This window comes from Glycocaulis abyssi, from assembly GCF_041429775.1.
Classification (GTDB): domain Bacteria; phylum Pseudomonadota; class Alphaproteobacteria; order Caulobacterales; family Maricaulaceae; genus Glycocaulis; species Glycocaulis abyssi.
Genome location: NZ_CP163421.1, coordinates 2,267,571 through 2,280,721, shown reverse-complemented (window position 1 = coordinate 2,280,721; position 13,151 = coordinate 2,267,571). Strand labels below are relative to the sequence as shown.

The window sequence follows — 13,151 nt, the reverse complement described above, 5'->3', positions numbered from 1 at the left end:
CAGGATAAGCCGGTTCGGCGCGGGGACCAGCCAAAGCGATCCTTTGGGTTAGCGCCTCACTAACCGCCCGCCTTTACCCGTCCTTCGATCAGGGACTCCACCACGCCGGGATCAGCGAGCGTCGAGGTGTCGCCGAGCGATGAGAGCTCGTTCTCGGCAATCTTGCGCAGGATTCGCCGCATGATTTTGCCCGAACGGGTCTTGGGCAGGCCGGGCGTGAACTGGATCACGTCCGGGCTGGCGACGGGGCCGATTTCCTTGCGCACCTGGTCTTTGAGCGCCTTTTCCAACGCTTCACTCGCCTCGACGCCCTCATTCAGCGTCACATAGCACCACACGCCCTGCCCCTTGATGTCGTGCGGATAGCCAACGACAGCGGCTTCTGCGACATCCGGGTGGAGTACCAGCGCGCTTTCGATCTCGGCGGTGCCCAGACGGTGGCCGGAGACGTTCAGCACATCATCCACCCGGCCGGTAATCCACCAGTATCCGTCCTCGTCGCGCCGGGCGCCGTCGCCGGTGAAGTAATAGCCGGGATAGGTAGAAAAATAGGTGTCGAAGAAGCGCTGGTCATCGCCATAGACGGTGCGCATCTGCCCCGGCCATGAACCCAGCAGCACCAGATTACCTTGCGCCGCGCCGCTATCGGAGAGGCGCTTGCCGTCATTATCGACAAGGGCGGGCTGGACGCCGAACATGGGAAAGCTGGCCGAGCCCGGTTTGAGGCCATGGGCGCCGGGCAGGGGCGTGATGAGATGCCCGCCGGTCTCGGTCTGCCACCAGGTATCCACGATGGGGCAATGCCCATTGCCGACTGTCTTGTGATACCAGCGCCAGGCTTCGGGATTGATCGGCTCGCCCACCGTGCCCAGAAGGCGCAAGGAGGAGCGGTCATGCTTCGTCACCGGATCATCGCCCAGGCGCATCAGGGCGCGGATGGCGGTGGGGGCGGTGTAGAAGACCGAAACTTTGTGCTTTTCAATCACCTGCCAGAAGCGCGAGGCATCCGGCCAGGTCGGCACGCCTTCAAACATCAGGCTGGTCGCGCCGTTCGCGAGCGGGCCATAGACGATGTAGGAATGGCCCGTCACCCAGCCGATATCGGCCGTGCACCAGAAGATATCGTCTTCCTTCGCATCGAAGGTGAGGGCGTGGGTCATCGTGGCCCACAAGAGATACCCGCCGGTCGTGTGCAGCACGCCCTTGGGCTTTCCGGTGGAGCCTGAGGTGTAGAGAATGAAGAGCGGGTCTTCGGCCCCCATCGGTTCGGGCGCGCAATGCGCGTCCACCTGGATGGACAGGTCGTGATACCAGTAATCGCGGCCCTCCTCCCAGTGCACGTTCGCGCCGGTATGCTTCACGCACAGCACGCGTTTGACGCCGGGCGCGCTTTTCAACGCTTCGTCCACATTGTCTTTCAAGGGGATGGCCTTGCCACCGCGCACGCCCTGATCGGCGGTGATGACGAACTCGCTCTGGCAATCATTGATCCGGCCTGAAAGGGCTTCGGGCGAGAAGCCGCCAAACACGACCGAATGCACCGCGCCGATGCGCGTGCAGGCGAGCATGGCAAAGACGGCCTGCGGGATCATCGGCATGTAGAGCGTGACGCGGTCGCCCTTTTTCACGCCGAGCATTTTTAGCACGTTGGCGAACCGGCACACATGGTCGTGCAGCTGGCGGTAGGTGATGGAGTGATGGTGGGCGGGATGGTCGCCCTCCCAGATCAGGGCGGGCTTGTTGGCGCGGGTTTCCAGATGCCGGTCAATGCAGTTCACCGACACATTGAGGATGCCGTCTTCGAACCAGCGAATGCGGAAATCATCCTTGTTGAAGGAGACATCGGAGATTTTTTCCGGCCGCCTGATCCAGTCGAGCCGCCCCAGCTCCTCGCGCCAGAAGGCTTCGGGCTCTTCAATCGAGCGCGCATACCGGGCCTTGTAGCGTTCTGCGCTCATGTCCGAGCCTGAGAAGCTGGAGGCTACCGGGATGATCTCGTCTGTCATGGCTGTCGTGCTCCGCGCTTGGCTCTGATCTGACGGGGTGGAGCTTGGCCGATAGGCCCCGGCCCCTGCAAGCGCGCGGACCATGTGTAGGCTTTTATGCGCCTCTCCCCTTGCAAGACGGTGCGTGATCGGTTGATCTCGCTCGCGAATGATTGACCCCTCCAGGCGGGAGACATACCGGCATGCAGCTCAACCAGGCCAGCTGGCCCGAAATAGAAGCCTATCTCAAGAAGTCCAAGGGCATCGTCATCCCGATCGGCTCTGTCGAGCAGCATGGCCCCAACGGCCTGCTGGGCACGGACGCGATCTGTCCTGAAGTGATCGCAAAAGAAGCGGGCGATGAGGCGGGCTTTCTGGTCGGGCCGACCTTCTCGGTCGGCTCGGCCCAGCACCATCTTGGCTTTACCGGCTCGATCACGCTGCGGCCCACCACGATGATTGCCGCGCTCAATGACTGGATCGACAGCCTGCACCGGCACGGCTTCAAGCGCATCTTCTTCCTCAACGGCCATGGCGGAAATATCACCACCATTGATGCGGCGTTCGTGGAAAGCTATGCGGCCTGGTCGCTGGATGGCGAGGCGTGTCCCTACAAGCTCAAACAGACCTCCTGGTGGATGTTTGACGAGGTAGCGCAGGTCTGCAAGGAGCTGTTCCCTGAAGGCGATGGCAGCCACGCCACGGCTTCAGAAGTTGCCGTCACCTATTACGCCTACCCGGAAGCGGTGAAAGACGTGGTGATGACGCCGAAAACCGCGCCCGAGGGGCGGTTCACCGATGCAGCCGATTACCGCAAGAACTTTCCCGATGGCCGCATCGGTTCTGATCCCTCGCAGGCGACGCCTGAAAAGGGCAAGCGCATCGTGGAAGTGGCCAAAAAGGCCCTGATCCGCGAGGTCGAGGCGTATTTCGCCAGTTGATCTGCGCCAGCGCGCGTTGGTGACAATGTAACGGCGTGCGCCTATATCGGCGCCATGACGTCACCTTCACGCGCGCCCGAAACGGATATCCAGCCTGCCGGCCTGGCCGGGCCGGGGCGTATGGATCCGGCCGAGGCGCAGCGCATCAACACGATGGCGACGGCCCTTTCGGTCAGCGTGGCGCTGATACTGGTGGGCGCCAAGCTCGCGGGCTGGATAGCGTCGGGCTCTATCGCCCTGCTGGCGAGCTTTTTTGATTCGCTTCTGGACCTTGCCGCCTCGGTGACGGCGTTTCTGGCCGTGCGCTATGCGGCTCGGCCTGCCGACAATGAGCACCGCTTCGGCCATGGCAAGGCGGAAGCCTTTTCCAGCCTCCTGCAGGCTGTATTGGTGGCGGCCTCCGCCATCTTCCTCTTTGTGGAAGGCACGCGCCGCCTCATTGACCCGCAGCCCGTGGAGGCGGGTGGCTGGGCGCTGGCGGTGATGGCGCTATCGCTGGTCCTGACGCTTGGCCTTATCCGCATGCAGACGCTGGTGATCCGGCGCACCGGCTCCATCGCGGTAACGGGCGACCGGGCGCATTATTCAGCCGATTTGCTGTCCAACCTGGCCGTGATGGGCGGGATTGCGCTGGCGGTCTTTGCCGGACTGGAGCGGGCCGATCCGATCCTCGCCCTGTTTGTCGGCTTCCTGCTGGCCAGGTCTGCCTACGAGCTTGGCCGGGATTCGGTCAATCAGCTCCTCGACCGGGAACTGCCAGACGAGACCCGCGCCCATATCGAAGCGCTCCTCACCGATGATCCGCGCGTGCTGGGCATTCACGAGCTACGCACACGCGCGGCAGGCCCGCTTATCCACATTCAGGTCCATATGGACCTTGACCCCTACCAGTCTCTCAAGGATGCCCACGATGTGGTGGTGGACGCGGAGAACCGGGTGCTGGCGCACTATCCGGCCGCCGATCTGCTGATCCATTCCGATCCCAAAGGCTATGGCGAGGCGCACGGGCGCGGGTTTTTTGATGCCGATCCTGAGCCCCATGATGGCGGGGCGCGCTGAATAGGCGCTTAAACCCTGTCACGAAGCGCATTAGCGTTTTTCGCGATGTTCATTCTGCACCACTGGCCCCTTGATCCCTGGTCCCGGCAGGCGCGTCTTGCGCTGGCCGAGAAGAAATGTGCTGTGGAGCTGCGCTTCCAGCGTGTCTGGGAGCCGGAAGATACGTTTTTCGATCTCAACCCGGCGGGGCTGACGCCCGTTCTGGAGGACCGGTCGGGCGAGACCCCGCTGGTGATCGTGCAGGCCGATGCCATCCTTGCCCATCTCGAAGAGACCCGGCCCGAGCCGCCGCTTTTGCCAGCCGATCCGGCGGGGCGCGCCGAGGTGCGCCGGCTGGTCACCTGGTTTGACCGCAAGTTCGATGCCGAGGTGAATGCCTATCTGCTGCATGAAAAGCTGGAAAAGCGCATGCAGAATCTGGGTTCTCCCGATGCTTCGGTTATCCGGGCGGGGCGCGATTTCCTGCGCGCGCATCTTGATTATATGAGCATGCTGCTGGAGCGCCGCGACGGGCTAGCGGGGCCGCGATACTCCATGGCTGATCTGGTGGCGGCGGCGCATCTTTCCTGTGTGGATTATCTGGGCGATGTGCCCTGGGACAGCTTCCCGGCGGCGAAAGCTTGGTATGAGCGCATCAAATGCCGCCCGGCCTTCCGCTCGCTGCTGGATGATCGCCTGCCCGGCCTGCCGCCCGCGCGCTGGTATGCGGATCTGGATTTCTGAGGTGTTGATCTTCCCTGCTCGTTTACGCCCTCGTCCTTCGAGACGGCTTCTAACGAAGCCCCTCAGGATGAGGGCTTAAAGCTCGATCCCTCATCCTGAGGGCGAGCGAAGCGAGCGTCTCGAAGGATGCGGCCCCTGTGCCTTCATCGCCACACCTGTTAACCACAATGCCACAGTTCGCCGTCTCAGCGCTTGGCCCGGCGGGCGGGCGGGTGTAACAGGCTCACCTCACCGGCGGCGTCTGCCGTCCAAAGGAGGTCTCGTCTGACTCATGCGATCTGAAATCTGGAGCGCCCTCACGCGCACGCGGTAGCGCGGTAATTGGAGGGCACCGGGGCCACCGGCCGACAGGCTGCTATCCCGCGTAACGCTTCTCCCCTGCCGCCCTGTCACGCTTCCATTTTCAGAACCCTGGTCCGCGCCCGTCACCGGGCAGGCGGGCCTCTAGCATTCGAGACGAGCATGACCGAACAATTTGATGATGACGCGCGCACGCCGCGCGTGCTTTCCAATTCCGCCGTTCTGGCCTTCCTGTGGCGCCAGTGGATGCGCCGCCCATGGCTCTTTGCCGCCCTGGTGGGCTTCACGCTCATTGCCACGGTGATCGACGTGTTCATCCCCGTCGCTGCCGGCGGCTCATTGACACGATGACCGGCAATGGCGATGGCCGCCACTGGGCGGCGTTCGCGCTATTTCTGGGCCTGGCCATTGCGTTTAACGCCATGCGCCAGATCGCGGTGCGCTTCGAGATACGCTTCTCCAGCGCCAACATGGCCGACATGACGACGGAGTCTTTCGCGCGCGTACAACGCTTCGCGCTCGACTGGCATGCCAACACGTTTGCCGGCTCGGTCGTGCGCAAGATCACGCGCGGCATGTGGGCCTATGACACGATCACCGCGACGCTCTGGTTCGGGCTGATTCCCTCTGTCCTCGTGATGGCGGGGCTGGGCGTCTACATGCTCTTCACCTGGCCGCTGGTCGGGCTCTATGCGCTGAGCGTCACCGCCATTTTCATCGTGGCCTCAGTGGCGATGTCGGCGCTCTATGTGCGCCCGCAGAATATCCGCTCCAACCGGATCGATTCTGAACTGGGCGGGGCGGTTGCCGACGCCGTGTCGGGTATCGCCACGGTGAAGAGCTTTGGCGCAGAAGCGCGTGAGGACCAGCGTTTCCACACGCTGGCCTGGCGCTGGCGCCGCGAGGTGAAGAAGACCTGGCTCAGGTTTGTGAACACCTGGCTGGTGCAGATCATTGCCGTGCTCGCCCTGCAGGCGGGCCTGACGGGTCTGCTTATCAATCTGTGGCAGCGCGGTGAGGCGAGCCCCGGCGCGGTGGTGTTTGCCATCACGGCCTTCATGCTGATGGCGGGCTATATGCGCCGCTTTGGCGAGGAGGTGCAGAACGTCCAGCGTGGTCTTGACGAGATTCAGGACATTGCCGCCTACGCCCAGCAGGAAACGCAAATCGCTGACGCGCCGGGTGCACCGGACTTCGTGCCCGGCCCCGGCGCAATCGTGTTCGACCGCGTGCGCTTTACCTATGCGGGTCAGAACCGGCCGCTCTACGAGGATTTCTCGCTTGTCATACCGGCCGGCGAGAAGGTGGCTCTGGTCGGCCCGACGGGTTCAGGCAAGTCGACCTTCGTGAAGCTGGTCCAGCGGCTCTATGATGTCGATGAGGGCGCAATTCTCATTGACGGGCAGGATGTGCGCGGTGTGAAGCAGGCAAGCCTGCGCCGTTCCATAGCGCTCGTGCCGCAGGATCCGGCCCTGTTTCACCGCTCGATTGCGGAGAATATCGCCTATGCGCGCCCAGATGCCTCGATGGAGGATATTGTCAGGGCCGCGAAGCGCGCGCGTGCGCATGATTTCATCGCGCGCCTGCCGGGCGGCTATGACACGCTGGTGGGTGAGCGCGGGGTGAAGCTGTCGGGCGGGGAGCGCCAGCGCGTGGCGATTGCCCGCGCGGTGCTGGCCGATGCGCCTATCCTCATCTTCGACGAAGCCACGTCCAGCCTCGACAACGAGACCGAGCGCGAGGTGCAGGAGGCGATGGCCGATGTGATGGCGGGCCGCACCGCCATCGTCATCGCCCACCGGCTGTCGACCATAAGGGACGCTGACCGGATTCTGGTCTTCAATGAGGGCCGGATCGTCGAGCAGGGCACGCATGGCGAGCTGCGCGCGCAAGGCGAGGGCGTGTATGCGCGTCTCGCGGCGCTGGCGGCAGCGGAATAGGGGCAGGTCATGCTGATCAGACCTGAGACAGAGCAGGACCAGACGGCGGTTCACCGGCTCACCCATGCCGCCTTCCAGCGCGATGACGAGGCAAGGCTGGTCGATCTTTTGCGCGACAAGCACGGCGAGGAGGCGATCTCGCTGGTCGCCGAGATACCGGGCAACGGGCTTGCCGGGCACATCATGCTCTCGCCCGCACCCATCGTGGACGCGGCGGGCGGCGTGGTCATTGACGGGCTGGCGCTGGCACCTGTCAGCGTTGACCCGGCGGGCCAGCGCAGCGGTGTCGGGTCCGCGCTCTGCCGCTCGGCGCTGTCGTGCGCGCAGGCGCGCGGCGCGCCTTTCGTCGCGCTGATCGGCCACCCGGCCTATTACCCGCGCTTCGGCTTCGTACCGGCTGGCCCTCTGGGCATTGCCTGCCCCTATGAGGGCGTTCCGGAAGAAGCCTTCATGATTTCGCGGCTGGACCGGGCGGCGATGCAGGGCGTGAAAGGCATGGTGCGCTTCGATAGCGTTTTTGAGGGGTTGTAACGAGAATGACAGAGCGGCCTCGGCATAAATCAGACACTAATCCCGCAGCGAAGGCATGGCGGCAGCAGAACAGGCGCGCAATTGCCGCCCACAACAGGCGGGTGCAGCAGCACGGCGTGCTGCTTGTGCCTGAGTGGGCCACCGGAATAGAGAAGCCGTAAGCCGCCAAAGCCAGATCATTTCCCTTATCGCGGGGAAGCTGCTATAGCGCCGCGCTGAATTGGTGCCGGGCCTGCCCCGTGCGCCAGATATTTTTACGGCGCGCTGGCGAAACGCCTGCCAATGCGTGCCCGGCGAGGCCCTTACATGACGCTGCCTGACACTATCCATCCCGCGCTGCGCGCTGCGCTGGCGCGCAAGGGCTATGAGACGCTGACCGACGTTCAGGGCGCGGTGCTGGCCGATAATGCCTTTGGGCAGGATCTGCTCGTTTCCGCCCAGACCGGCTCTGGCAAGACGGTGGCCTTCGGTATCGCGATGGCACCTGATCTTCTGGGCGAGGATGAGAAGCTGGCTTTCTCGCAAAGCCCGCTAGCCCTCGTGATTGCGCCGACGCGCGAGCTGGCCCTGCAGGTCCAGCGCGAGCTTGGCTGGCTTTATGCTGATGCGGGTGCGCGCATTGCCTCTGCGGTCGGGGGCATGGACCCGCGCGCAGAGCGCCGGGCCATGGAGCGCGGCGCGCATATCATCGTGGGCACGCCGGGCCGTTTGAAGGACCATATCGAGCGGGGCGCGCTGGATCTGTCCGCCATTCGCGCCATCGTGCTCGATGAAGCCGACGAGATGCTCGATTTCGGCTTCCGCGAAGACCTCGAATTCATTCTGGGGTCCGCCCCGGAAGAGCGGCGCACGCTGCTGTTTTCGGCCACGGTGTCCAAAGAGATCGCGCGCATCGCCCAGACCTATCAGTCCGGCGCGGTGCGTATCTCCACAATCAGTCATGGCAGCCAGCACGCCGATATCAGCTATGTCGTGCATGCCGTACCGCCGCGTGACCGGGAAAACGCTGTCATCAACGTGCTGCGCTATCATGGCGCGCCGCGCGCATTGGTGTTCTGCGGCACGCGCGAAGGCGTGAACCGCATGGCGGCGCGCCTTGCCAATCGCGGCTTTGCATCCGTCGCCCTCTCCGGGGAGCTTAGCCAGGCCGAACGCACCAAGGCGCTGCAATCGCTGCGCGATGGCCGGGCGGCGGTGTGTGTGGCGACGGATGTGGCCGCGCGCGGGATCGATTTGCCGGGCCTTGATCTGGTTATCCATGCCGATCTGCCAAACAATTCCGAGACCCTGCTGCACCGTTCGGGGCGGACCGGGCGGGCGGGCGCCAAGGGTATCAGTGTTCTCGTCACCGGGTTCAACCAGCGCGGCCGGGCGACGAGGCTTTTGCGCGATGCGCGCCTTGATGCGGAGTGGACGGATGCGCCCGATGCGGATGCCGTCCGGGCGAAAGACCGTGAACGCCTTGGCGAGCATCCCGCCTTTACTGGCGAGATCGATGAGGAGCGGCTGAGCGAAGCGCGCGAGATCATTGAGCGCTTTGGCGCAGAGCGCATTGCGCTGGGCTTTCTGGCCGAGCTGGAGCGCCGCCTGCCGGCACCTGAAGAGCTGGGCGTGGATAGCGGCCCCGTCCGGCGCGAGGAGCGAGGTCCGCGCGACCGCAATGAGCCGTTTGAACGGCGCGAGCGCCGCGAACGCGCGCCGCGTGCCGGGTTTGAAGGCAGTGTCTGGTTCGAAGTGGATATGGGTCGGCGCCAGCGCGCCGAGCCGCGCTGGCTGGTGCCGATGATCTGCCGTCTGGGCGATGTCACGGGCCGTGATATCGGCGCGATTGACATTGGCGAGGTGGCCACCCGCTTTGAAATCACCGGCGCGCAGGTGGAGCATTTCGAAAAAGCGCTTCTGGAGCCGCGCGAGCGTGACCAGAACGTGGTGGTCCGGCGCGCGGGCGATACGCCCTTGCAGCCTGCCAATCCGGATGCGCCGCCTTCGCGCCAGCGCCCGCCCCGTGATGACCGTCCGGGCCGCCGCGAACGCTTCGCCCGCAGGGCTGAACGCGATGAGGATGCCCTCTATGAGGACAAGCCACCTGCGCCGAGTGTGAACATCAAGCCGCTGTCCGGCGGGAAGAAGCCGGATGGAGCGCACAAGGGGCCGCACAAAGGCCGCAAATCCTTCAAGGGCGACCAGCCTTATCGCAAGGACAAGGCGGCCGGCGGCGAGAAACCGTTCCGCGCAGGCAAGTCCGGCAAGGATGGCAAACCGCAGGCCGGCAAAAAGCCCTTTAAGGGCGACGGCCCGTCCGGTGGTGACCAGACGCTGAAGCGCATCAAGCGCAAGCCGCGCAAAGACAGCTAAGGCGCGCTGGCGATAGCGGCCTGAATCTTCAGCGCCTGCACGGTTTCTCGCACATCATGCACGCGGATCATCCTGGCCCCTGACCGGGCCGCGTGCAGCGCAGCCGCCAGTGATCCGCCAAGGCGCTGATCTGCGGGCGCATCACCATTCAGCGCGGCGATGAAGCGCTTGCGTGACGCCCCGAAAAGGACCGGGAAGCCGAGGCCTGCAAGGCGTGGCAGGGCTGCCATCAGCGCCAGATTATGGGTGAGCGTCTTGCCGAACCCTATGCCGGGATCAAGCCAGATGCTTTCACGTGGAACGCCTGCCTCTATGGCCGCCTCGGCGCGCGCCAGCAGGAAGGTCTCCACCTCTGCCACCACATCCTCGTACACGGGGTCGGCCTGCATGGTCTGCGGCGCGCCCTGCATGTGCATGAGGCAGATCTGGCAGCCGAGCTCCGCGGCCGTTTCCAGCGCGTCATCGGCCCGCAGCGCGTTCACATCATTCCAGAGGCTTGCGCCAGCGGAGATGGCAGCCCGCGCCACGCCCGGCTTCATCGTGTCGATGGAGAGGGGAATGCCGGTGCCAGCCAGCCCCTCGATCACCGGGACGACACGTTTCAGCTCTTCGGCTTCGCTGACAGGCTGCGCGCCGGGCCGTGTGCTTTCCCCGCCAATATCAAGCCAGTCCGCGCCTGCCGCGATCAGGCCCCGCCCATGCACGATGGCGCGGGCGGCATCAAAATGCTGACCGCCATCGGAGAAGCTGTCGGGCGTCACATTGACAATGCCCATGACGAGCGGGCGGGGGCGCTGTGTCATTGCGAGGTGTCAGTCCTCATCGGGCAGGCGGCGGAAGCTGTAGGGGTAGGGGGCATCAGGGAACCGGTATGCAGCTTGGTGTTCCAGCGTATTGCCCCATTCGCGATAGGTGAAGAAGTGGTGATCGCCGCGCAGGCTGGCACCCATACGGACTTCCTCCCCCGTTTCGGCAGTCACGATGCAATCATCGCTCTCTATTGTGAAGTAATAGCCCGCATGGGCTGGCGACTGGGCCTCCACCAGACATTCCCCGGGGTAGCCGATGAGGTCCTCTGCGGTAAGGGATGCAAATGCGCCTTCTTCATCCGCGCGGCCTGCAAAGCTGTCAGGATCGCGGAACTCGAAAATGTCAAACCCTGGGGACCAACCGCCCTCGCCCTCGCGAAACACCCAGAGCCGCTGGCGGCTGATGGGGCCGTCATCTGCGCCCGCGCGCCATTCCACATAGATCACGTGCTCGCCAAGTCCGGGCGCCTCCACGCGCGCATGCGTGGCGTAGTACAGGTCGAACGCGTACGCGGGGGCATCCGGCTGCGCGTCGCGCTGCCACGCCTCGTATTGCTGCGTATTGGAAAAGCGTCCGGTGAGAAAGCTGGCCCGATAGTCGGCGGTGCCATAGCGCGGCTCAGCCTGCGCTTGCGGCGCGGTTTCGGGCTCTGCAAAGGCGAGGGCGGCCAGCAATAGCGCGATCATGGCGGATCTCCAGCTTGTCCGGGCCATTCCAGCCTGACCCTGCGCCTGTTGCAAGGGCGCGCCCTGTCCGCCGCCCCTTGTTTGTCCTGACAAAGGCTGACGGAATCGCGCCGGTCTATGGTATGAGCGGGCGGAAACGGAACGCCGTCAGGAGAGCCTGTTTGACCCAAACCGGACAGGACAGGGGCGAGGACAGCGCCGCACCGCGCTATGTGTGGCTGGCTGAAACGCTGAAAAAACGTATCGCAGCGGGTGATCCGCCGGTCGGCAAGTTGCTGCCGACCGAGCATGCGCTGTGCGAGAGCTATAAGGTCTCGCGCCATACCGCGCGTGAGGCGCTGCGCCTTCTGGCCGAGGCCGGGCTGATCGTGCGCCGGCGCGGGGCAGGTACGCTGGTGATAGCCACCGAGAGCAAGGCGGCCTTTTCCCAGCGCCTCGGCAATGTGGACGATCTGATGCAGTATGCGCGCGATGCGCGCCTGACGCCTGATGCCACGGCGATGATCTCGCTGGAATCCCAGCTGGCGCGCACATTCGGTATCGCGCCGGGCGGGGAATATATGCGCGTTTCCGGCTTGCGCGCCGTGCCGGGCGAGCCGCCACTGGCGCTGACCGATATCTATATCCGCGCCGATCTGGCCCCGCCGGTGGAAAAGCTGGTGGAGATGAACGGGCTTATCATTGAATGGATTGCCACTACGCGCGGCGTGGCGACCGCCCGGGTCGATCAGGCCATTCTGGCTGGCGTAACGACCGAAGCTGAAGCGGCAAGGCTTGATTGTGAGGCGGGCGCTGCGGCCCTGCGCACAAGGCGGCGCTATTATGACAAGAGCGGACGCGTGATCGCGTTCTCCGACACGGTCCATCCGGGCAATCGCTTTGTCTACGAGATGAGCCTCTTACGCGAGACCGAAGGCTAGACCAGTCCTTCAATATCCAGCTCGCCTTCCATCTCCACCGGGCCGGACAGATGCACATGCCCGTCCGCGTCCCAGCGCACGGGCAGCACCCCGCCATCGGCGATGATGACCGCCTCGCGCGCCGTGAGGCCGCGCCGGTGGGCGGCTACCAGAGCCGCGCAGGCACCGGTACCGCAGGCAAGCGTCAGGCCCGCACCGCGCTCCCAGACCCTCAGCCGGATCGTCTGGCGGTCGATCACTTGCGCAAAGCCTGCATTCACACGTTCGGGGAAGAGCGGGTCATGCTCGATTTTCGGGCCGATCCCGGCCAATGGCAGAGCGGCCACGTCCTCGACGAAAAACACCGCATGGGGATTGCCCATGGATACCGCGCCTGGTCCTTCAAGGCGTCCACCGCCGGGAAGATCGATGCCGAAATCGAGCCGGACCGTGTCCATCTCGCGCGCCAGCGGAATATCGCGCCAGCCAAGGCCGGGCTGGCCGAGATCGACCTCCACCATGCCAGTGTCCAGACGGCGCGCGCCGAGTGCGCCGCCCTGTGCCGCAAGCGTCAGGCGTGAGCGGTTATCATCCTGAAACATCAGCCAGGCGGCGGCGCGTGTGCCGTTCCCGCAGGCCCCCACCTCGCCGCCATCTGCGTTCCAGACGCGCAAATGCGCATCGGCGACGCCATGGCTTTCCAGTCCCATGATCTGGTCGAACGGGCGGCGCTCATGCAGCGCCGCGACGCGTGCAGGCGACAGGGCCAGCCGCCCGCCTTGCTCGCGCGCGTCAATGACGATGAAGGCGTTTCCCGCCCCGTTCATGGCATAGGCTTTCATGGGTTTAGCCGATACGCCTCCTTGGGCTGCTCCGCAAGCGGGGCGGCAACAGGGATCAGAGATTTCAGGTTTGTAATGTA

Annotated in this window: 13 protein-coding genes; 9 read left to right on the top strand and 4 right to left on the bottom strand. The window is 64.6% G+C overall.

The annotated features are described in order from the left end of the window. Positions 1-59: 59 nt before the first annotated feature. Positions 60-2,006, bottom strand: a complete 1,947-nt coding sequence (acs, locus tag AB6B38_RS11060) for an acetate--CoA ligase (protein WP_371392914.1) — start codon at positions 2,004-2,006, stop codon at positions 60-62. A 182-nt stretch (positions 2,007-2,188) separates the two neighbouring features. On the opposite strand from acs, the gene AB6B38_RS11055 reads away from it, so the two are divergent. The 8 genes from AB6B38_RS11055 to AB6B38_RS11020 all read left to right on the top strand — a co-directional run bounded on the left by AB6B38_RS11055 (position 2,189) and on the right by AB6B38_RS11020 (position 9,834). After that, positions 2,189-2,926: a creatininase family protein gene (locus AB6B38_RS11055; protein ID WP_371392913.1), complete on the top strand. Its 738-nt coding sequence runs from the start codon at positions 2,189-2,191 to the stop codon at positions 2,924-2,926. 54 nt (positions 2,927-2,980) lie between these two features. Further along, a complete protein-coding gene (locus AB6B38_RS11050; protein WP_371392912.1) occupies positions 2,981-3,985 on the top strand; it encodes a cation diffusion facilitator family transporter in 1,005 nt (334 codons plus the stop codon). Positions 3,986-4,030: 45 nt separating this feature from the next. Further along, a complete protein-coding gene (locus AB6B38_RS11045) occupies positions 4,031-4,708 on the top strand; it encodes a glutathione S-transferase family protein (RefSeq protein WP_371392911.1) in 678 nt (225 codons plus the stop codon). A 462-nt stretch (positions 4,709-5,170) separates the two neighbouring features. Next, the gene (locus tag AB6B38_RS11040; protein ID WP_371392910.1) at positions 5,171-5,359 is read left to right on the top strand and encodes a hypothetical protein; all 189 of its coding nucleotides are present in this window, start codon (positions 5,171-5,173) and stop codon (positions 5,357-5,359) included. After that, a complete protein-coding gene (locus AB6B38_RS11035) occupies positions 5,356-6,948 on the top strand; it encodes an ABC transporter ATP-binding protein (RefSeq protein ID WP_371392909.1) in 1,593 nt (530 codons plus the stop codon). Before AB6B38_RS11040 ends, AB6B38_RS11035 begins: the two co-directional genes overlap by 4 nt. Before the next feature lie 9 nt (positions 6,949-6,957). Next, entirely contained in the window at positions 6,958-7,479 is a 522-nt protein-coding gene (locus AB6B38_RS11030; RefSeq protein WP_371392908.1) for a GNAT family N-acetyltransferase, read from the top strand. A gap of 5 nt (positions 7,480-7,484) precedes the next feature. Beyond that, a complete protein-coding gene (locus tag AB6B38_RS11025; protein ID WP_371392907.1) occupies positions 7,485-7,640 on the top strand; it encodes a type II toxin-antitoxin system CcdA family antitoxin in 156 nt (51 codons plus the stop codon). Between the two features lie 145 nt (positions 7,641-7,785). Then, complete coding sequence (locus AB6B38_RS11020) at positions 7,786-9,834, top strand: DEAD/DEAH box helicase (RefSeq protein ID WP_371392906.1); 2,049 nt, start codon at positions 7,786-7,788, stop codon at positions 9,832-9,834. Here AB6B38_RS11020 and folP read toward each other — a convergent pair. Continuing rightward, complete coding sequence (gene folP / locus AB6B38_RS11015; protein WP_371392905.1) at positions 9,831-10,637, bottom strand: dihydropteroate synthase; 807 nt, start codon at positions 10,635-10,637, stop codon at positions 9,831-9,833. The two genes, AB6B38_RS11020 and folP, sit on opposite strands and share 4 nt — an antisense overlap. 9 nt (positions 10,638-10,646) lie before the next feature. Next, positions 10,647-11,330 carry a hypothetical protein gene (locus tag AB6B38_RS11010; protein WP_371392904.1) on the bottom strand — a complete coding sequence of 228 codons (684 nt, stop codon included), beginning with the start codon at positions 11,328-11,330 and terminating at the stop codon, positions 10,647-10,649. A gap of 161 nt (positions 11,331-11,491) precedes the next feature. Between AB6B38_RS11010 and AB6B38_RS11005 the strand changes: the two genes are divergently transcribed. Then, positions 11,492-12,250, top strand: a complete 759-nt coding sequence (locus tag AB6B38_RS11005; RefSeq protein WP_371392903.1) for a GntR family transcriptional regulator — start codon at positions 11,492-11,494, stop codon at positions 12,248-12,250. Here the strand turns inward: AB6B38_RS11005 and dapF are convergent. Continuing rightward, positions 12,247-13,071 carry a diaminopimelate epimerase gene (dapF, locus tag AB6B38_RS11000; protein WP_371392902.1) on the bottom strand — a complete coding sequence of 275 codons (825 nt, stop codon included), beginning with the start codon at positions 13,069-13,071 and terminating at the stop codon, positions 12,247-12,249. The two genes, AB6B38_RS11005 and dapF, sit on opposite strands and share 4 nt — an antisense overlap. Positions 13,072-13,151 lie beyond the last annotated feature (80 nt).

Excerpts from the sequence above, each read along its gene's own strand:
- AB6B38_RS11045 (WP_371392911.1), top strand. The coding sequence starts at position 4,031 with ATGTTCATTCTGCACCACTGGCCCCTTGATCCCTGGTCCCGGCAGGCG.
- dapF (WP_371392902.1), bottom strand. The coding sequence starts at position 13,071 with ATGAAAGCCTATGCCATGAACGGGGCGGGAAACGCCTTCATCGTCATT.
- AB6B38_RS11040 (WP_371392910.1), top strand. The coding sequence starts at position 5,171 with ATGACCGAACAATTTGATGATGACGCGCGCACGCCGCGCGTGCTTTCC.
- AB6B38_RS11030 (WP_371392908.1), top strand. The coding sequence starts at position 6,958 with ATGCTGATCAGACCTGAGACAGAGCAGGACCAGACGGCGGTTCACCGG.
- AB6B38_RS11035 (WP_371392909.1), top strand. The coding sequence starts at position 5,356 with ATGACCGGCAATGGCGATGGCCGCCACTGGGCGGCGTTCGCGCTATTT.
- folP (WP_371392905.1), bottom strand. The coding sequence starts at position 10,637 with ATGACACAGCGCCCCCGCCCGCTCGTCATGGGCATTGTCAATGTGACG.
- AB6B38_RS11020 (WP_371392906.1), top strand. The coding sequence starts at position 7,786 with ATGACGCTGCCTGACACTATCCATCCCGCGCTGCGCGCTGCGCTGGCG.
- AB6B38_RS11010 (WP_371392904.1), bottom strand. The coding sequence starts at position 11,330 with ATGATCGCGCTATTGCTGGCCGCCCTCGCCTTTGCAGAGCCCGAAACC.
- AB6B38_RS11050 (WP_371392912.1), top strand. The coding sequence starts at position 2,981 with ATGACGTCACCTTCACGCGCGCCCGAAACGGATATCCAGCCTGCCGGC.
- AB6B38_RS11055 (WP_371392913.1), top strand. The coding sequence starts at position 2,189 with ATGCAGCTCAACCAGGCCAGCTGGCCCGAAATAGAAGCCTATCTCAAG.
- acs (WP_371392914.1), bottom strand. The coding sequence starts at position 2,006 with ATGACAGACGAGATCATCCCGGTAGCCTCCAGCTTCTCAGGCTCGGAC.
- AB6B38_RS11025 (WP_371392907.1), top strand. The coding sequence starts at position 7,485 with ATGACAGAGCGGCCTCGGCATAAATCAGACACTAATCCCGCAGCGAAG.